The organism is Streptomyces rishiriensis (assembly GCF_030815485.1).
GTDB classification, from domain to species: Bacteria; Actinomycetota; Actinomycetes; order Streptomycetales; family Streptomycetaceae; genus Streptomyces; species Streptomyces rishiriensis_A.
The window spans coordinates 6,785,978-6,805,282 of the sequence record NZ_JAUSWV010000002.1 but is presented as its reverse complement, the minus strand read 5'-3'; the positions used below and the strand labels follow the sequence as shown (position 1 = coordinate 6,805,282).

The following is a 19,305-nucleotide window of genomic DNA, read 5'->3' as shown; positions in this document are numbered from 1 at the left end:
CTTGTCCACTCCTGTTGAGAAAACGAACATAGACGCGCCGCGATGGCCGAATATCAACTCTCTTCGGCGCAACGCCACTTGGTGCCTGCGCCTTCCACGGGCCATTTTGGTGACTTCCGTCAGTAGACGTCCCGCACGTACCGCTTGTCGGAGGCGAGCTGCTTCACATAGGCCGCCGCCTCCGGTTCGCTCAGGCCGCCGTGCAGGACCGCGACGTCGCGCAGGGCCAGGTCGACGTCCTTGGCCATCCGGGAGGCGTCGCCGCAGACGTAGAAGTGGGCGCCGTCCTGGAGCCAGGACCACAGGTGCGAGCCGTGCTCGCGGATCCGGTCCTGGACGTAGACCTTGGCGCGCTGGTCGCGGGAGAAGGCGGTGTCCAGACGGGCGAGGGTGCCGTCGTCGCGCAGCGCGGCCAGCTCCTCCTCGTAGTAGAAGTCCGTCGCCCGGTGCTGCTCGCCGAAGAACAGCCAGTTGGGAGCCCGGTGCCCGCGCGCCCGGCGCTCATGGAGGAAGCCGACGAAGGGCGCCACCCCGGTGCCGGGGCCGATCATCACCATCGGGGTGGCCGGGTCGGCCGGCGGCCGGAAGTGCGGGGAGCGCTGCACGTGGACGGCCACCTCGGTGCCGGGCTCGGCGTCGGCCAGGAAGGGCGAGCAGACGCCCTGCCGGGGGCGGCCGGCCAGGTTCTCGTACCGCACGACGGAAACGGTGAGCGAGACGAGGTGGGGGTCGGTCAGCGGGCTGGACGAGATGGAGTACAACCGCGGCTGCAGCCGCCCCAGCAGATCGGCCCACTCCTGCGCGTCGGCGCGGACACCGAACTCGGCCACCACGTCGACGGCCTGGCGGCCCCAGGACCACTTCGCCTGCTCGTCCTTGTTGTCGGGACGCAGCAGCTTGCGCAGTTCACGCGGATCGCGCGTGCGGTCGGCGGTGAAACGCAGCAGGGCCGGGGTGATCCGGGTGATGTCGAGGTGGCGCAGGAAGGCCTCACCGAGCGCGACCTCACCGACGCCGTTCACCTGCACGCGTGCGTGCGCGTCCAGACCGGTGACGCTCAGCCACTCCGCCACCGTGTCCGGGGAGTTGAGAGGCCGTACGCCCAGGGCGTCGCCCGCCTCGTAGACGAGCGGGGTCTCGCTGTCGCGGGTGTCGAAGGTGAAGCGGCGGACCTCCTTGCCGGAGCCCGGCAGGCTCAGCAAACGGTTGCCGGTCAGGCGCGCGGTGACGGGTGCGGCGCGCTTGGAGCGGGGCGTGACGGGGGCCTTCGTCACGGTGCCGGAAACACTTTCCGTGGCGGAAACAGCTTCCGTGACGGTCGTCGGCCCGTGGGCGGCGACAGGACCCGCCGTGACAGGCCCCGTAGCGGCGGGTCCCGCTGTGACGGGGCCCGCGTGCGCCGGTGGTCCGGGCACCGGTTCCGTGACCTCCGTCAGGGCGGTGGCCACCAGGTCGAGCCAGGCCTGCGCCTCCGTCTCGTAATCCGGCTCGCAGTCGGCGCGGGGCGCCAGCCGGACCGCGCCGAGTTCGTCCAGCCGACGGTCCAGCCGCCTGCCGTGCCCGCAGAAGTCGTCGTACGAGGAGTCCCCGAAGGCGAGAACCGCGTAGCGGTGGCCCTCCAGGCGGCCGGTGTCCAGGGCGGCGAGGCCGTCCCAGAAGCCGGCGCCGTTGTCCGGGGCGTCGCCGTCGCCGAAGGTGCTGGTGATCAGCAGCAGGTCGGCGTCGGAGGGCAGCGCGGCGGGGTCGGCCTCGTCCATGGCGACGAGGGACGCCGGGTGGCCGCCCGCGGTGAGCCGCTCGGCGGTGGTGGAGGCGAAGTCCTCGGCGTTGCCGGTCTGCGAGGCCCACAGGATCACGACCCGGCGCGTCGGGGTCCGCGGGGGTGCGGATGCGGCGGGGGCCGTGCGGGAGTACATGCCGGCGAGGGTGCCGTTGACCCACAGCGCGTGCTCGGAGCTGAAGGGCGCGTCCGCCGGCAGCACCGGCACGCCGGGAGCGCCCGCCGGGATCCCGGCGAGGAAACCGACCAGGTACTGCCGTTCCCGCTCGGTCAGGACCGGCGGCGGGGCGGGACGCAGGCCGAAGACCTCGGCCGCGGCGGGCAGGACGGCGGTCGGTACGAGGGCGGCTCCGGGCCCTTCCGGCACCGGGGAACGGAAGCCCGGCACGTTCCCGGTCGGCTTCTCCGGCGCCGGGGACTCCGTGACCGGCGGCTGCACGGCAACCGGTGTCGAGACTTTCGTCAGCGACACCGCGCACACCTTCAGCTCGGGCTGGAAGGACAGCGGGTCGACGGCGTCGCTGGTGACCGCGTTGACGCTGAGGTACTCGCCGAACAGGTCGTTCCAGTGGAACGGCGCGAAACACGAGCCGGGCAGGACTCGGTCGGTGACGACGGCCGGCAACACGGCCCGGCCACGCCGCGAGGCGACCTCGACGGAGTCGCCGTCGGCCACGCCGAGCGCGGCGGCGTCCTCGGGGTGCACCTCCACGAACGGGCCGGGATTCAGCTTGTTGAGCTTGGCCACCCTCGCGGTCTTCGTCAGGGTGTGCCACTGGTGCTGGAGGCGCCCGGTGTTCAGGAAGAACGGATAGTCGTCGTCCGGCATCTCGGCGGGCGGGACATGCGGACGCGGGTGGAAGACCGCGCGGCCCGAAGCCGTGGGAAAGGTGAGCGAACCGTCCACGTTCACATAGCGGATCGGGTTGCGGTCGGGCCCGTCGGCGGTGGCCGCCGGCCACTGCACGGAAGTGGCACGCAGCCGGTCGTAGGTCACTCCGCGCAGGTCGTAACCGGTCTGCGCGTTGTGGGCGCGCTTGATCTCCTCGAAGACCTGCTCGGCGGAGTCGTAGCTGAAACCGCTTTCGTAACCCATGGCACGGGCAACCGCCGCGATGAGCCGCCAGTCGGCCATGGCCTCGCCGGGCGGGTCGGCGGCGGGCTGGGCGAGGGTGAGGTTGCGCTCGCTGTTGATGAGGACGCCCTCGGTCTCGGTCCACAGCGCGCCCGGCAGGACAACGTCGGCGTAAGCGTTTGTCTCGGTTTCGGCGAACACGTCCTGCACGACGACGAACTCCGCGGCTTCCAGCCCCTCGATGACCGTCCTGCGGTTGGCGACGGAGGCGACCGGGTTGGTGCAGATGATCCAGCAGGCCTTGATGTCGCCTTCGGCCAACTTCCGGAACATCTCGACGGTGCCCTTGCCGACGCCGTCGGCCCTGATCGTGCCCGGTGCGAGCCCCCACAGTTCCTCGACGAAGGCACGGTCGCCCTCGACCAGGACGGAGCGCTGTCCGGGCAGCCCCGGGCCCATGTAACCCATTTCCCGGCCGCCCATGGCGTTGGGCTGGCCGGTGAGGGAGAAGGGGCCGCTGCCCGGACGGCAGATCCTGCCGGTGGCGAGGTGGAGGTTGATGAGCGCGTTGGTGTTCCAGGTGCCGTGCGTGGACTGGTTGAGGCCCATGGTCCAGCAACTGGTCCACTCCCCCGCCTCGCCGATCAGCCGGGCCGCCGCGCGGAGGTCGTCCTCCGGTATGCCGGTGATCTCCGCGACCGTCGCGGGCGCGTAGTCGGCGAGGAACTCCGGCATGCCCTCCCAGCCCTCGGTGTACGCGGCGACGAAGTCGGGGTCGGTGTGGCCGTTCTCGTGCAGCAGGTGCAGCAGGCCGTTGAGAAGGGCGAGGTCGGTACCGGGCGCGACCTGGAGGAAGAGGTCGGCCTTCGCGGCGGTGGCGGTGCGGCGAGGGTCGACGACGATCAGCTTGGCGCCCGCCTTCACCCGGTCCATCATCCGGAGGAACAGGATCGGGTGGCAGTCGGCCATGTTGGAGCCGATGACGAGGAAGACGTCCGCCTTGTCGAGGTCCTCGTACGATCCGGGCGGGCCGTCGGCGCCGAGAGAGAGCTTGTAACCGGTTCCCGCGCTGGCCATGCAGAGCCGGGAGTTCGACTCGATCTGGTTGGTGCGGAGGTAGCCCTTGGCCAACTTGTTGGCGAGGTACTGCGCTTCGAGACTCATCTGGCCGGACACGTAGAGGGCGACGGCGTCGGGGCCGTGCTCGTCGACGACCGCCCGCAGCCGCCGTGCCGTCTCGGCGATCGCCGCGTCCACGGGGGCGGGCTCCGGTTCCGCGCCGCGGTCCGAACGGACGAGCGCGCCGGTCAGCCGGCCGGGCGCGGCGAGCATGTCGGCGGTGGTCGCGCCCTTGGTGCAGAGCCGGCCGAAGTTCGCCGGGTGCTGCTTGTCGCCGGACGCCTTCAGGACCGTACGCCGCCCGTCCGGTCCGCGACCGACGTCGAGGAGCATGCCGCAGCCCACACCGCAGTACGAGCAGACCGTGCGCACCTGGGTGGTGGTCGCGCTGTCGGTCCGCGGGTCCAACGCGGCCACGGGCGCCCCTTTCCTTCTGACGATCAGCCTGGTGAGAGCCTCTGCAAGCCTCTGCGACGGTACGAACCGTGCATTACACAGGTGTCTCCCGGACCGGCCGCCGGGAGTTAAGCCCGACGCACACCGGAGGGCGGCCGGATGTGAGCGGACCGCAACCGCACCGCAGGGGGCAGCCGGCCGGCTTCGTTCGGATCAGCCGGAGGTCGATCCGAGTGTGCCGTTGACTGACGCGCAGTGGGCGCGGATCGAGCTGCTGCTCCCGGACCGGACACCCAAGCGTGGCGGCCGCCGGCGGAATCACCGTCAGGTGATCGACGCGATCACGGGCATTTTCCTCTGGTCAGCCCGGTGATCCGAACACGAAGTGCCTAGTCACCGTGGTCGTCCCGCAGCGCAGTGCGACGTTCCTGTTCGCGCTTGGAGTAGGCGGCTGCCCGGATCGCCTCGTCGCTCTCCAAGCCCGATCCCAGTGCGCCGCCCACCGTGGCGATCGAAGCGACGAACCAGGACAGCGTCCAGTACTCCGTGGCGTGAAGCGGAGTTCTTGTCATGGAGGCGAACACTCGGTCGTTGAGGATGAACAGCGCCCACACCACGTTGATGACCATCAGACCCGCGTAGCAGACGAGCACCCCGATTCCCACGGTGGCGACGGTCGAGGCGTTGTAGAGAGCCGCCCTCTTCCTCGCCTCCGGCGAGACCTCTTCCGTTCGGTGCCACAGATTCGCGTCCACGATCAGCCAGCCGATCATGAGCGCGACAGACCCGACCATGGCGATCACGAGCCGTGGGGCGCTCAGGGCCGCGGCCAGGTTCCAGACGGTGGAGTTCACGGTGGCGATGGCTCCCGTGGCCAGTGCGGCCGCCAGGGCCTTGGACAGACCCGGCACCAGCCGCCACGGCCGGTTGGCGCGGACCATACCGACGAGCACCCGTAGGTAACCGCGCGGCCCGCTGGCGACGTAGCGCAGGTCGGTGATCTCCTCCTCATCGACCGGCCCGGGACGGACAGGCGAGAGACGACCGGCGAAGGGCCCCAGCGGTGGCTGACTTCGCGGAGCTTCCTCAGCGCCGGTGGCCCGCGGGCCCGCCAAGCTGAGCACGGCTTCTTCCACGACCCGCCGGGCCTTCGTCTGCAGCCGCCAGCCTCCCAGCGAAGGAAGGGACAGCAGCGCCACGCCGTGTTCGCGACTCAGATCCACCACGAGCTTGAGCCTGTGCGAGCGCAGCGGGAGGTCGGTGAGGGCCACGACGATGTCCCAATCCTCCGCACCGGCCCGGTCCATGATCCGGCGCATCAAGGTGGGCGGGTCTTCGATCCCCGCGGTGAAGGGCTCACTGACCACCTCGACGTCGAACCGTCGCCCCTGGCCTGACTTGTCGGCGAGCCGATCAGGAAGTGTCCGGGCCATGCGCTGCGCGATCTCCGTCGGCGCGTCCGGGTCCGCGAGGAGAGCCACGACCGTAACGCCCCGCGACGACACCGGCATGGCTGGGCCCTTCTCATCGGCTGCCCCCGCGGTCGCAAGTGCCCACAGATACCACCGACGCAACGTCGGCGCCGCGTGACACGCCGGATCCCGCCGGCCGGTGCAGGCGGTGTTCACCGGCACTTCGACGGTCGCCGGGACATCGCGCGCAGGGCCCGGGACATCATCACCGAGCCAGGCATCGGTCACCGGCACCGCGCTGCGGGTTTCCGTCGGTCACGAGGCGGTGACCGCGTCACCGCCCGCGCCCGCGTTTCCACGGAGCAGGAAACGGTCGCAACCGTTCCTGCTCCGTGTCCGACAGCTCACCGCGGGGCCCGCGGGACTTCCCTCCCCGCGGACCGGGCCGACGAGCTGATCGAGCGAAGGCCGCATGATCGGCCGGGCACCTCTCAGGCGTAGGTCTCGAACTCCGCCACCCTCGGGGTGGCACTCGAGCCCGTGATCTCGAAAGTGACCTTCTTCAGCGAGGTGGACGCGAAGGAGATGGCGCCCGCTCCGCTGCCCGAGGTCAGCAGCGCCCCGGTGTCGCCGTTGAGCACCCGCCAGGAACCGATGTTGCCGGTGGCACCGGAGGCCTCCCGGATGTTGATCTTGGAAATGGCGGTCGCCGAGCCCCACTTGATCGAGATGGAGCCGGTCGAGCCGCTCGGCGACCAGTAGGTGCTCGTGTCGCCGTCGCGGACGTTGCCGTAGCTCGTGCCGGAGGCCTTGCTGGAACCGTCGGAGTCGGCGCCGATGCTCAGGTTGGTCCCGGAAGGCGTCGAGGTCGCGCTGGCCGTCGGCGTCGCGGTGGCGGTGGCGGTCTGTGTCGGAGTCGACGTGGCGGTCGCGGTGGGTGTGGTCGCCGCGCAGTTGCCGTCCGACACCTTCAGGCCGTTGTTGGCGCCCGCCGTCGCGGTCACGATCGACGGCACGCAGGACGCGGCGTCGAGACTGTAGGAGTAGGGAATGCCGACGGTCGTGTTCGACGTCGGGTTCGGCCCGGCGGGGTTGTTGTCCTCGCCCGGCGCCGACCAGGTCACGTTGTCGAAGATGTTCCCGCTGACCTGCCAGTATCCCGGCAGGTCGGTGTAGAAGGTGCCGAGGACGTCCTTGGAGTCCTTGAAGTAGTTGTTGTCGACCTTGGCCTTGCCGCCGGCCCGCGGGTTGATGCCCGATTCGTTCAGGCTGACGTAGTAGTTGTTGTAGATGTGGGCGGTGGCGCCGCGCAGCAGGGGCGTCCGGGAGTCGATGTTCTCGTACCGGTTGTGGTGGAAGGTGACCGGCCCGTTGGCGAGGTCGCTGTCGCTGGAGCCGACGAGACCGCCGCGGCCGGAGTTGCGCAGGATGCTGTACGACAGGGTCACGTACTGGGTGCTGTCCTTCATGTCGAACAGGCCGTCGAAGCCCTCCGACTCGCCGCCCGAGGCGATCAGTGTGGCGTGGTCGACCCAGACGTTGTGCACGTCGGACTCCATGCCGATGGCGTCACCGCCGTTGGAGGTGGGCGAGCCCGACTTCTTCACGTTCTGGACGGTCACGTTCTGGACGATGATGTTGCTCGACTGACGGATGTGGATGCCGATCTGGTCGAACACGGCTCCGCCGCCGACGCCGACGAGGGTGACGTTGCTGATGCCCTTCAGTTCGATCACGCCGGCGGCGGTGTTGCAGCCGGTGCCCGACACCTTCGCGGTGTTGCCGACGGTGATCGTTCCCTCGACCTGGATGGTGATCGGGGTGCTGGTGGCGGCCCGGCTGCACAGGGCCTGGTGGATCTGGGTACCGGTCGTGGCCTTGACCGTGGTCCCGCCGGCGCCGCCGGTGGTGCCGCCGTTCTGAGTGGCGAACCCGGTCGCGCCGGCGGCGGCCGCCGACGCGGTGGGCATGGACAGGACCACGCCTGTCGCCGCCGCCAGGGCCAGCGTGCCGAGTGCCGCGGAGAGTCGCAGAGCGACTGGCTTTCTCATCCTTGCCTCGTCTTTCCTCATCGCGTACCGGGGGTGTCGCGACCCTCCGTGCTCCGATCCAGGGCCGTGGGCCGTGGGCCGTACAGGTCGCGCACCCCATGCCATGTTCATGCCATGCATAGGCCGAAGCGGATCCCGGTCGGCCGGTGCGGATGCCGTTCTCGCCGCGGGCCGGACGGGACCGTGATGCTGACGCGGTGCCGCCGTACCGCTGTGTGGTGTCAGCGGCGCTGCGGTACCGCTGCGGGTGTCAGCGTTGCTGCCGTACCGCTGCGGATGTAGCGGTGCTGCCGTACCGCTGCGGGTGCCAGCGGTGCCGCCGTACCGCTGCGGGTGCCAGCGGTGCCGCCGTACCGCTGCGGGTGCCAGCGGTGCTGCCGTACCGCTGCGGGTGCCAGCGGTGCCGCCGTACCGCTGCGGGTGCCAGCGGTGCCGCCGCCGCACAGGCGGCGCGGTCGGGTGCCGCATCGGGGCGCACGCATGCCGAGGCGACGCGGGTGGGGCACCACCGAAGCGGGACGACCGGGCGGACGGGGGAACGGACCGGACCGCGGAGGTCCCCCCGACCCTTCGTGCGGGGACTCGTCGCCGCGGCCACGGCGACGAGCGTGATGCGTTCGCGCCCCCGGAACGCATCCCCGGGATCCTGGCGCGTCGGCACCTCGGTGCGGTCGGCCCCGGTCAGCCTTGCGCCGGATCGGTTGCGGCGCGCGGACTGACCCACGGCCGATACCGCGGGCCGCTTTCCCCGGCACGGTCAGCAAGTGTCGGGAAAGCGCTTTCTCCACGTGAGGATAGGGCGGTCACCACAGGGTGACAAGTATGTGAACGCCGATCGTCCTGTCGGGCTCACTCCGCGCCCTGACGTAAGCGCTCAGGGCGTCGACGCCCAGGGGACAGAGCTGCGAAGACCTCCCATCACGCCCCACACCTCACCCCCTTGACCATTCACATACATGAACAACCGGACCTCTCCCCCCGAACGCGACGACCGGAAAGCCCGCCCAGGCGACGGAAGCGACCGAAGTGACGCGGTGACCAAGCGACCGAAGCGACCGAAGCGACCAAGTGACAGAAGCGCTCGGCCCCGGTACCGCACATGGCCCGCTCACGTACACATCACGACTCTCGCCGACCGCGCCTACGTGGCTTCGTTGCCGCCTCGGAGGGCTCGCGCCGCGCGGTCGCGGTCGGCCAGCCCCGGGGCTGTGAGCGGGGGCGTCGCGTCCGGTTGAGCGGCGGACCCTTTGCCAATCCCTGATGGCATGGCCGCGTCAAATCTGTCAGGCTTCCGGCAGCCGTCGCGCACCGCCCTCCGGCACACCCACGCCGTCAGGGACAGCCACCCAGCAGGCCGCAAAACCCGGCCGCCGCAAAGGAGCCACGTGTGAGACCCACCCCCCGCAAGGCACTCGCAGCCAGCGCACTCACCCTCGCCGCCCTGGCCGCCGTCTCGCTTCCCGCCACACCCGCGACCGCCACGCCATCGGTCGCCGCGCCATCGGTCACCGCGCCGGAGCGGGCCGCCTCGGTCGCTGCCGGGACCGTCGCCCCGGCAGCAGCCGTCGCACCGAACGGAGCCGCCTCCACGAGCGTCGTCGCCTCTCGGAGCGCAGCTGTCGCACCCTCGAAGGCGGCTGCGACTGCCGCGGCCGACGCCTGCACCCCGGCCCAGGTGATCAGCAACGGTGGCTTCGAGAGCGGCGTCTCGCCGTGGACGCAGTCCTCGACCAGTGTGATCACCAGCCGCACCGGCCAGAGTGCCCACGGCGGCACCGCGTTCGCCTGGCTGGACGGCGTGGGCAGCACCCACACCGACACGCTCTCGCAGAGCGTCACGATCCCGTCCGGATGCGCCGCCGCCACCCTCACGTTCTGGCTGCACATCGACACGGCCGAGACGACCTCGTCCACCGCGTACGACAAGCTGACGGCCAAGATCGGATCGACGACGCTGGCCACGTACTCGAACCTCGACAAGAACACCGGCTACGTCCAGAAGTCGTTCAACGTGTCGGCGTTCACGGGCCAGACCGTGAGCCTGGCCTTCACCGGCACCGAGGACTCCAGCCTCCGGTCGAGCTTCGTCCTCGACGACCTCGCGCTCACCACCTCCGGCGACACCCCCCGCCCCCCGCCGACTCCGCCCGCACCCCGGCGGCGCCGTCGTACACCGTCAGCCTGACCAGCAACACGGCCGGCACGGTCTGGACCGGGCACGAGAGCGCGACCTTCACCAACGCCTCGGCGACCGCGCTCGGCGAGGTGTATCTGCGGCTCTGGGACAACTACCACGGCACCTGCGCCTCGATGCCGATCGCGGTCAGCAACGTCACCGGTGGCACCGCGGGCGCCCTGTCGGTGGGCTGCACGGCCCTCCAGATCACGCTCGCCAGTCCCCTGGCCCAAGGACAGAGCGCCACGATCGGCTTCGACCTGGGCATCACCGTGCCCAGCGGCGCCGACCGGTTCGGCTACGACGGGGCGTTCAGCTTCATCGGCAACGCGCTCCCCGTCCTGGCCGTGAAGGACGGGACGGGCTGGCACCTGGACCCGTACACGAACAACGGCGAGGCCTTCTACTCGCTGGCCGCGGACTTCAAGGTGACCCTCGACCACCCGACCGCCCTCCTGGTGCCGGCCACCGGGACCTCGGTCGACGCCGCCGGCTCCAGCGGCCGCACCGTCACCACGGCCACCGCCACCAAGGTCCGTGACTTCGCCTGGGCGGCAGGTCCGTTCAGCAAGATCTCCGGCACCTCGACCGCCGGGACCCCGATCAACGTCTACTCCGTCACCGGCATCAGCTCGGCCAACGCCCAGTCGATGCTCACCACCGCCAAGACCGCCGTGGACGCGCACTCCTCCCGCTTCGGCGCCTACCCGTACGGCGAGTTGGACGCCGTCATCGACAACAACTTCTGGTTCGGCGGCATGGAGTATCCCGGCTTCGTCCTCGACCTGGTCAGCACGACGGCCCTGACCCATGAGATCGGCCACCAGTGGTGGTACGGGATCGTCGGGGACGACGAGTACAACAGCCCCTGGCTGGACGAGTCGTTCACCGACTACGCCACCGACCTGGCGCTGAACAAGACGGGCACCAGTTGCTGGAGCAGCGTCTCGTGGGCCTCGTCGGCGGAGAAGATCACCAACTCGATGGCCTACTGGGACACCCACTCCTCCCGGTACTCCACCGTCGTCTACGGCTACGGCAAGTGCGCCCTGCACGACCTGCGGCGGCTCATCGGCGACGCCGCGATGACCAAGCTGCTGAAGGACTACGCCACTTCGCACTGGTACGGCGTCTCGACCACGGCCGAGTTCAAGGCCGCCGCCCAGGCCGCCACGACCACGGACCTGACCTCGTTCTGGACCACCCACCGCATCGAGGGCTGACCCGGCCGGGGCATCGTTCACCGTCCCCGGGCTGCGCGGGTGACGCCGCCGGGCGTCACCCGCGCAGCCGACTCGGTGGAACGGGCCGACGGGCGGGGGCCGTCACCCGACCTGCCGGGCGAAGGCCTCGTGGGCGCGCTCGTCGAAGAGGACGAACCTGACCTCCTGGGCGGACGTCGGCACGGCCCGGACCGTCTCCACGGCGATCCGGGCGGCGTCGTCCATCGGCCAGCCGTAGATGCCCGCCGAGACGGCCGGGAAGGCGACGGTCCGGGCGCCGAGCTCGTCCGCGACCCGTAGCGACTCCCGGTAACACGAGGCCAGCAGCTCCGACCGGTCCTCGGTCGCGCTGTACACCGGGCCCACGGTGTGGATCACCCAGCGCGCGTCCAGATCACCCGCGGTCGTGGCGACCGCCCGGCCGGTGGCCAGGCCCCTGCCGTAGTGCGAGGCGCGCAGTCGACGGCAGTCGGCGAGGATCTCGGGGCCACCCCGGCGGTGGATGGCGCCGTCGACGCCACCGCCGCCGAGCAGTGAGGAGTTGGCCGCGTTGACGATGGCGTCCACGGACTGCCGGGTGATGTCGCCCTGGACGAGAGTGATCGTGGTCATGCCTCGTGTATACCAAGTGGCACCTGACGGCCGGTCAGCTCTGCTGCCGCAGCCTCCGCCACACGGCCTTCGCCGCGTTGTGGCCGGACATCCCGTGCACGCCCGGGCCGGGCGGAGTGGCCGACGAGCAGATGAAGACGGCCGGGTGCGGAGTGGCGTACGGGAACGGCGTCAGCTTGGGCCGCAGCAGGGTCTGGAGCCCGGAGACCGCGCCGGTTGCGATGTCCCCGCCCACGTAGTTGGCGTTCCGGGCGGCGAGTTCGGCGGGGCCGGCGCTCGCACGCGCGAGGACCCGGTCGCGGAACCCCGGGGCGAAGCGCTCCAGTTGGCGTTCCATGGCGTCGGTGAGGTCGCCGGTCCAGCCGTTGGGCACATGGCCGTACGCCCAGAAGACGTGCCGGCCGGCCGGGGCACGGGTGGGGTCGACGACACCGGGCTGCACCGTGATCATGAAGGGCCGGTCGGGTGCCCGGCCCTCACGGGAGACCGCTCTGAGGGCGGCGCCGATCTCCGCGCTGTCCGCGCCGATCTGCACGGTGCCCGCGGCGCGGGCCTCCTGCGCGGTCCACGGGACGGGACCGTCGAGCGCGTAGTCGATCTTGAAGACGCCGGGTCCGTACCGGTATCCCTCGTAGTAGTTGCCGAAGCCGGCGATACGGCCGAGCGCGGCGGGCGACGTGTCGAAGACGTAGGCGCGGGCCGGGGGCAGGTCGTCGAGGCGCTTGACCTCGTAGTCGGTGTGGATGCCGCCGCCGAGGTCCTCGAGGTAGGCGGCGAGGGCGTCCGAGATGGACTGGGAACCGCCGCGGGCCACCGGCCAGCCGCGGGCGTGCGCGGCGAGGGCGAAGACCAGGCCGATGGCGCCGGTGGCGAAGCCGCTCAGCGGGGCCATGACATGCCCGACGAGCCCGGCGAAGAGGGTCCTGGCCCGCTCGTCGTGGAAGCGGCGGGTGAGCCAGCTGGACGGGGGCAGGCCGACCAGGCCGAATCGGGCCAGGGTGACCGGGTCGCGCGGGAGCGCGGTCAGCGGCAGCGACATGAAGTCGCGGGCCAGGGTGTCCCACTTGGGCAGGAAGGGCTCGACCAGCCGGCGGTAGGTGCCCGCGTCGCGCGGTCCGAAGGAGGCGGCCGTCTCGGCGACCGACCGCGACAGCACCGCGGCACTGCCGTCGGGGAAGGGGTGGGCCATGGGCAGCTCGGCGTGCAGCCACTCCAGGCCGTAGCGCTCCAGGGGCAGTGCGCGGAACGCGGGTGAGTTGACGCCGAGGGGGTGCGCGGCGGCGCACGGGTCATGATGAAAGCCCGGCAGGGTGAGTTCCTCGGTGCGGGCTCCCCCGCCCACGGTGTCCCGCGCCTCGAAGATCGCCACGGAGAAGCCACGCCTGGCCAGCTCCACCGCCGCGGTCAGCCCGTTGGGCCCCGCTCCCACCACGACCGCATCGAGCATCGACGGCACTTCGACCCCTTCGTCAGCCGGTGACCTCCGTAGACCGGTGGCCCCACGAACAGGATATGCCGGGGGTAAGACAACACCTGCGGCGCGGGGCCCTGGAAACATCCCCGAATGCCTCGGCGAACCGCCTCCCGGGACGTCCACCGGACAGTCCCCCGAGGGATTGCAGCCGGACCCGGCCCGGAGACACCCGGAGACACCCGGAGACGGCTCAGGGTCTCCTGACGCGGCAGTGCCCGGCTCGCGTCCGGCCGGAGTGGCATCGGTCCCGTCGGATTCCCGGAACCGGGACCGCCGCGGGCCGCCTCACCTCGTGTCCGGTCCGGCGCCCGACAGCAGTGCGAGCACGCGCCGGGCCGTCGCCGCGTCCCGGGCCGCGGTGAAGGGCAGGGTGTTGCCGCCCGTGACACGGAACGGCCCGCCGTCGAGGGTGAGATGGGCGCCGCCCGCCTCCTCGACCAGCAGCAGCCCGGCCGCGTGGTCCCAGGCCGCCTCCCAGGAGAACGCCGTGGCGTCCGACTCGCCCCGCGCCACGGCGAGATACTCGAGCCCTGCCGATCCGCACGCGCGCGGTGCGACCCCGTCCGTCCACAGCCCCAGCAGGGCACGCTTCTGCTCGTCGGTCGTGTAGTCGGGGTGGGAGGTGGCCACCCTGAGGTCCCGGCCCGGCTCGGGCGGGCCGGCGAAGAGCCGCTCGCCGTCCAGGAAGGCTCCGCCGCCACGGACGGCCGTGGCCAGCTGGTCGCGGGCCGGAGCGTAGGTCCAGGAGGCGAGCAGGACGCCGTGCCGGACGAGCGCGACCAGGGTGCAGAAGCCGTCGTCGCCGTGCACGAACTGCCGCGTGCCGTCGACGGGGTCGACGATCCAGACCGGCGCGTCGCCCTGTATCGCCTCGTAGGTGGCCGGGTTGGCGTGCACGGCCTCCTCGCCGACGACGACGGAGCCTGGCAGGAGGGCGCCGAGGGCGCGTGTGAGATACAGCTCCGCATTGCGGTCGGCGTCCGTCACCAGGTCGTGCGGTCCGCTCTTCTGGTCGACCTCGTGCGCGCCGAGCTGCCGGAAGCGGGGCATGATCTCGGCCGCGGCGGCCTCGCGGACCGCCTCCTCCACGTCGGCCGAGTGGCGGGCGAGAAACTCGTCGATGGTTTCCGTGTCTACGATCATGTCTCCATGAGAGCACGCCCCACTGACAATCCCCGCCCGCCCGGTGCATCCCGGGTGGAATCGGGATGAAGAACAGGAACGCGGCCCTCCGCTCATTCGCGTCGGCAGCCCTCCGCCGTCCGGCGTGAGCGGCCCGCCCAGCACCATCAGCCCGTATCCGCCCCGCATCGGCGTCGGCGACCCTTGCCGTATCGGCGCCTGCGACCTCTCACCCGCACCCGCACCCGCACCCACGTCAGCGTCGGCGTCAGCGGCCGACCGCGTACCCCTGCATCCCGCGCGGGTTCGCGGCGGCGAGCAGGATTCCGGTCTCCGGGTCGCGGGCGACCGCGCACAGCCGGCCCTCGGACCACGGGTCGCCGAGGGTCACGTCGTGACCGCGTCGCCGCAGTTCCTCCACCACCCCGGCATCCATCCGGGACTCCACGGTGACGCTGCCCAGCCGCATTCCGCGCGGGTAGAAGGAACCGGGGAAGGCGTCGTTGTGCCAGTTCGGGGCGTCGATCGCACCCTGGAGGTCGAAGCCGCCGCGCACCCGCGCGCGCTCCACGACGGCCAGCAGGAAGTGCAGCTGCCACTGGTCCTGCTGGTCTCCGCCGGGGGTGCCGAACGCCAGCACCGGCACCCCGTCGCGCAGCGCGATCGAGGGGGTGAGGGTGGTGCGGGGGCGGCGGCCGGGCGTCAGCGAGTTGGGCAGACCCTCCTCCAGCCAGGTCATCTGGAGCCGGGTGCCGAGCGGGAAGCCCAGTTCGGGCACGACCGGGTTGGACTGCAGCCAGCCGCCGCTGGGCGTGGCGGCGACCATGTTGCCCCAGCGGTCGACGACGTCGAGGTGGCAGGTGTCCCCCCGGGTGACCCCCCGGCCATCGACCTCCGGTTCGCCCGGCACGGGGGACGTGGCGTTCTTGGCGACCGTCGGCTCGCCGGCCCCCAGGGGGTTGAAGGCGGGGTCGTCGGTGGCGACCACGTACGCGTGCGTGCTCAGCCGCGGAGTACGTCCGCCGGGGCTGCCGGGCCGCAGCTCGTACGACGCCTTGTCGCCGATCAGCCGCCGCCGGTCCGCGTTGTAGCCGACGGCGAGCAGCTCGCCCAGCGGGACCTCGGCCGCGTCGCCGTACCAGGCCTCACGGTCGGCCATGGCGAGCTTGCAGCCCTCGATCAGGAGATGGACGTAGTCGGCGGAGCCGTACGCGGGCAGCTCGGGCGGCAGCAGGGCGAGCTGCTGCAGCAGGACCGGGCCCTGGCTCCAGGGCCCGGCCTTGCACACCGTCCAGCCGTTCCGGTCGTAGACCGCCGGGGCCTCGTAGGAGGCGGACCAGGCGGCGAGATCGGAGGCCGTGAGCGTGCCGGTGCGGCGCTCCCCGCTGGTGTCCAGGGTGGGCCGGGCGGCCTGCCTGACCAGGGCCTCGGCGACGAACCCGGTCCGCCACACCTCTCGCGCGGCCTCGATCCGCGCCTCGCGGCCGCCCGCCCCGGCGGTCTCGGCGAGCAGCCGCTTCCAGGTGGCGGCGAGGGCGGGATTGCGCATCAGCTCGCCGGGGCGCGGCGGCTTCCCGCCCGGCAGGTACACCTCCGCCGAGGAGGTCCACTCGGTCTCGAACAGCTCCCGTACCGTCTCGACGGTCGCCCCGACGTTCTCCACGGGCGCGTGCCCGTGTTCGGCGTACCCGATGGCGTACTGCAGCACCTCGTCGAGGGACTTGGTGCCGTGGTCGCGCAGGAGCAGCATCCAGGCGTCGAACGCGCCGGGCACGGCCGCGGCCAGCGGTCCGGTGCCGGGTACGAGGTCGAGGCCGAGTGCCCGGTAGTGGGCGACCGTCGCGCCCGCCGGCGCCACTCCCTGCCCGCACAGCACGCGCACCTCGCCGCCGGCCGGGGCGAGCAGGATGGGCACCTCGCCTGCGGGGCCGTTGAGATGCGGTTCGACGACGTGCAGCACGAAGGCGCCCGCCACGGCCGCGTCGTAGGCGTTGCCGCCGCCCTCCAGGACGGCCATCGCCGACTGCGACGCGAGCCAGTGGGTGGAGGACACCATGCCGAAGGTGCCCTGGAGGGTGGGGCGGGTGGTGAACACGGGGGCTCCTCACTGCGCTGCGACCGCTTCCGGGATCGTACGCACCCGTCCGCCGCACAACCACACCGTCCGCCGGCCCGTGAAGAAGCCCCGCCGCAAGGCCTCGTGACAACGCCGGCGAAGGTGCCGGCCGAGGAGTCGCACGCGGAAGTCGCACGAGGGCGTCCCATGGCGACCCATGACGCCCCGTGAAGATGTCGCGGGAAGTGCGTGATGTCCCGGTTGGGCGGGGCCCCTTGGTCACCGCGCAGCCACGGAGCGAGTTCACGCTTCCGCCCCACAGGGAGTCGTGTGACACTGGCGTCCCCTGTCCGCACTGCGGACTCCGTCCGCACCGTCCCCCACGAAAGTGCGCCGTGCGCTCACTCCCACTGCCGCTCGCCCTCACCGCGCGCCTGACCCCCGTGGTCGTGCTCGCCTGCGCGGGTTGGGCGATGTCGTCCGGTCCGCTCACGGAAAAGCAGGACACCGCGGCCAAGGACACGCAGAAGACCCAGTCCGAGAAGACGTCCGGACCCTCCTCCACGGCCGTGTCCAAGACGTACGCCGCCGCGCCCGCCCCGTGCACCAGCATCGCCGCGAAGACGGTCACCGCACTCGTGCCGGGCGCCAAGACGGCCGGCAAGGAGATCCCGTCCACGGACACCGATCTGCGCCGCACCTGCTCCTGGAACGCGCTCAAGGGGTACGACTACCGGTGGCTGGACGTCTCCTTCGAGATCACCGAGTCGGACGACGCGGCACAGACGTCGTACAAGGAGCGCACCGGCGAGAAGAGCGGCGGCGGGGCGGTCCCGGGCCTCGGTGACGAGGCCTATTCGGTGGTGAACCTCACGACCGAGGACAAGCAGCAGACCCGTGAGGGCGTCGTCTTCGCCCGGGTGTCGAACGCGCTGGTGATCGTCAACTACAACGGCAGCGACTTCGAGACGAAGAAGGCGCCCGGCACCGACGAGATCAACAAGGGCGCGATCAAGGCCGCGAAGGAAGTGGTGGCCGCCCTGTCGAACGGCCGGAAGAGCTGAGCGCTCTCGCCGCGACGTGCGCACGGACCGACGGACGGGAACGGCCGGAAGAGCTCGGTAGCCCTTCCGGCCGTTCCCGCGTCATCCGTCAGACGGCGTCCTGTTCCTGCCGTGCGGGCGGCAGCAGCAGCATCAAGGCCAGGTACAGCGCCATCGAGGTGCCCAGGCCGACCGCCCAGCCGTAGTCGGCGAGGGATTCCAGCGCCGGGATCGGCCGGCCGTCGATCAGCGGCTTGAAGCTGGCGCCGCCGACGGCCAGCACTCCGCCGGTCACGAAGGCCACCACGGCCCGCCAGTTCCAGCCGCCGTCGTACCAGTAACGGCCGCCCGTGCGGTACAGATCGGTCAGGTCGAGCTTGCCGCGGCGCAGGACCCAGTAGTCGGCGATGAGGATGCCGGCGACCGTGCCCAGCAGACCGCCGACCAGACCGAGCCAGGTGAAGATGTAGCCCTGCGGGTCGGAGTACAGCTTCCACGGGAAGATCAGCACCCCGAGGACACAGGTGGCGAGGGCGCCGGTACGGAAACTGATTTTCCTGGGCGCGATGTTGGAGAAGTCGAAGGCCGGCGAGACCAGGTTGGCCGCGACGTTCACGGACAGGGTCGCCACCAGCACGGTCACCAGCGCGAACAGCAGACCGAAGACGTTGTCCGTCTTGGCGGCGAGCTGTACCGGATCCCAGATCGTCTCGCCGTACACCGCCTGTGAACCGGAGGTGACCATCACCGACAGCAGCGCGAACAGCGTCATGGTGGTGGGCAGGCCGAGCGCCTGACCCCAGGTCTGCGCTTTCTGCGACTTTCCGTACCGCGTGAAGTCCGGGATGTTCAGCGACAGCGTCGACCAGAAACCGATCATGCCCATCAGAGACGGCCAGAACAGCTTCCAGAAGTCGCCGCCCCAGCCCAGCTTGGACGGCTGGTCGAGCAACGGGCCGAAACCGCCTGCCTTGTTGCTCATCCACATGAGCATCACCAGCGCGCCGACGAGGACGAAGGGCGCCGCCCAGTTCTCGAAGCGCCGGATCGTCTCCATGCCCCGGTAGATGATCGCGACCTGGATCGCCCAGAAGATCGCGAACGACAGCCACATCGTCCAGGCGTAGCCGCCGATCTCACCGGCGTCGCTCCAGCCGTTTCCGATCAGTTTCCCGGCGAGGAAGTAGATCGCCTCGCCGCCGATCCAGGTCTGGATGCCGAACCAGCCGCACGCCACCAACGCCCGTACGACCGCCGGCAGGTTGGCGCCGCGGACACCGAAGGAGGCGCGGGCGAACACCGGGAAGGGGATACCGTACTTCGGGCCCGCGTGCCCGGTGAGCAGCATGGGGACCAGCACGATGACGTTGGCCAGGGCGATGGTGAGCACCGCCTGCTTCCAGTCCATGCCGACGGCGATCAGACCGGAGGCGAGCGTCCACGACGCCGTGTTGTGGGCCATGCCGACCCACAGCGCGGAGAAGTTGTACGTGGTCCAGGTGCGCTTCTCCACGGGGACCGGAAGCAGGTCCTCGTTGGCGTAGGGGCCGCTGGGCTGCGGCGAACCAGGAGCGATCTCCACCCGGCCGTCGGCGAGGGTGACTTGAGAGGTCGGCGGTATGGCCGTGGGAGCGGTGTCGGTCATGGGCAGGCCAATCAAACGAGGGGCGGATCCGGAAAGGCCGTGCGGGCTCCGGCCCCCTCCCCAGGGACGTCGGAGGAGGGGAGAACTGGAGTGGGGGGTGGGGTGGTCGAGCGGTTTCTAC

At 71.1% G+C, this 19,305-nt stretch carries 9 protein-coding genes and 1 pseudogene; 2 read left to right on the top strand and 8 right to left on the bottom strand.

The window, feature by feature from the left end; all coding sequences use genetic code 11:
* Positions 1-119 precede the first annotated feature (119 nt).
* The 3 genes from QF030_RS32645 to QF030_RS32635 all read right to left on the bottom strand — a co-directional run bounded on the left by QF030_RS32645 (position 120) and on the right by QF030_RS32635 (position 7,833).
* On the bottom strand, positions 120-4,307 hold the full coding sequence (locus QF030_RS32645; RefSeq protein WP_373428932.1) for a molybdopterin-dependent oxidoreductase: 4,188 nt from the start codon (positions 4,305-4,307) through the stop codon (positions 120-122).
* Positions 4,308-4,759: 452 nt separating this feature from the next.
* Positions 4,760-5,881 carry a hypothetical protein gene (locus QF030_RS32640; protein WP_307166162.1) on the bottom strand — a complete coding sequence of 374 codons (1,122 nt, stop codon included), beginning with the start codon at positions 5,879-5,881 and terminating at the stop codon, positions 4,760-4,762.
* A 392-nt stretch (positions 5,882-6,273) separates the two neighbouring features.
* Positions 6,274-7,833, bottom strand: a complete 1,560-nt coding sequence (locus QF030_RS32635) for a pectate lyase family protein (RefSeq protein WP_307166161.1) — start codon at positions 7,831-7,833, stop codon at positions 6,274-6,276.
* A gap of 1,387 nt (positions 7,834-9,220) precedes the next feature.
* Here QF030_RS32635 and QF030_RS32630 point away from each other — a divergent pair.
* Positions 9,221-11,232, top strand: a pseudogene (locus QF030_RS32630) (M1 family aminopeptidase).
* A 102-nt stretch (positions 11,233-11,334) separates the two neighbouring features.
* Here the strand turns inward: QF030_RS32630 and QF030_RS32625 are convergent.
* From QF030_RS32625 to QF030_RS32610, 4 genes are all read right to left on the bottom strand, one after another.
* Positions 11,335-11,844 carry an O-acetyl-ADP-ribose deacetylase gene (locus QF030_RS32625; protein WP_307166160.1) on the bottom strand — a complete coding sequence of 170 codons (510 nt, stop codon included), beginning with the start codon at positions 11,842-11,844 and terminating at the stop codon, positions 11,335-11,337.
* A 34-nt stretch (positions 11,845-11,878) separates the two neighbouring features.
* Complete coding sequence (locus tag QF030_RS32620; RefSeq protein ID WP_307166159.1) at positions 11,879-13,291, bottom strand: phytoene desaturase family protein; 1,413 nt, start codon at positions 13,289-13,291, stop codon at positions 11,879-11,881.
* A 312-nt stretch (positions 13,292-13,603) separates the two neighbouring features.
* On the bottom strand, positions 13,604-14,461 hold the full coding sequence (locus QF030_RS32615) for an inositol monophosphatase family protein (RefSeq protein WP_307166158.1): 858 nt from the start codon (positions 14,459-14,461) through the stop codon (positions 13,604-13,606).
* Positions 14,462-14,708: 247 nt separating this feature from the next.
* Entirely contained in the window at positions 14,709-16,535 is a 1,827-nt protein-coding gene (locus QF030_RS32610) for a gamma-glutamyltransferase family protein (protein ID WP_307166157.1), read from the bottom strand.
* 356 nt (positions 16,536-16,891) lie between these two features.
* Between QF030_RS32610 and QF030_RS32605 the strand changes: the two genes are divergently transcribed.
* Entirely contained in the window at positions 16,892-17,560 is a 669-nt protein-coding gene (locus QF030_RS32605; protein WP_307166156.1) for a hypothetical protein, read from the top strand.
* Positions 17,561-17,648: 88 nt separating this feature from the next.
* Here the strand turns inward: QF030_RS32605 and QF030_RS32600 are convergent, their stop codons facing one another.
* Positions 17,649-19,184, bottom strand: coding sequence for an NCS1 family nucleobase:cation symporter-1 (locus QF030_RS32600; RefSeq protein WP_307166155.1), 1,536 nt, complete (start codon positions 19,182-19,184; stop codon positions 17,649-17,651).
* Positions 19,185-19,305 lie beyond the last annotated feature (121 nt).

Bases quoted from the DNA above. Each gene is read 5' to 3' on its own strand.
- QF030_RS32645 (WP_373428932.1), bottom strand. From the start codon at position 4,307: ATGCTCCTCGACGTCGGTCGCGGACCGGACGGGCGGCGTACGGTCCTG.
- QF030_RS32640 (WP_307166162.1), bottom strand. From the start codon at position 5,881: ATGCCGGTGTCGTCGCGGGGCGTTACGGTCGTGGCTCTCCTCGCGGAC.
- QF030_RS32635 (WP_307166161.1), bottom strand. From the start codon at position 7,833: ATGAGAAAGCCAGTCGCTCTGCGACTCTCCGCGGCACTCGGCACGCTG.
- QF030_RS32625 (WP_307166160.1), bottom strand. From the start codon at position 11,844: ATGACCACGATCACTCTCGTCCAGGGCGACATCACCCGGCAGTCCGTG.
- QF030_RS32620 (WP_307166159.1), bottom strand. From the start codon at position 13,291: ATGCTCGATGCGGTCGTGGTGGGAGCGGGGCCCAACGGGCTGACCGCG.
- QF030_RS32615 (WP_307166158.1), bottom strand. From the start codon at position 14,461: ATGATCGTAGACACGGAAACCATCGACGAGTTTCTCGCCCGCCACTCG.
- QF030_RS32600 (WP_307166155.1), bottom strand. From the start codon at position 19,184: ATGACCGACACCGCTCCCACGGCCATACCGCCGACCTCTCAAGTCACC.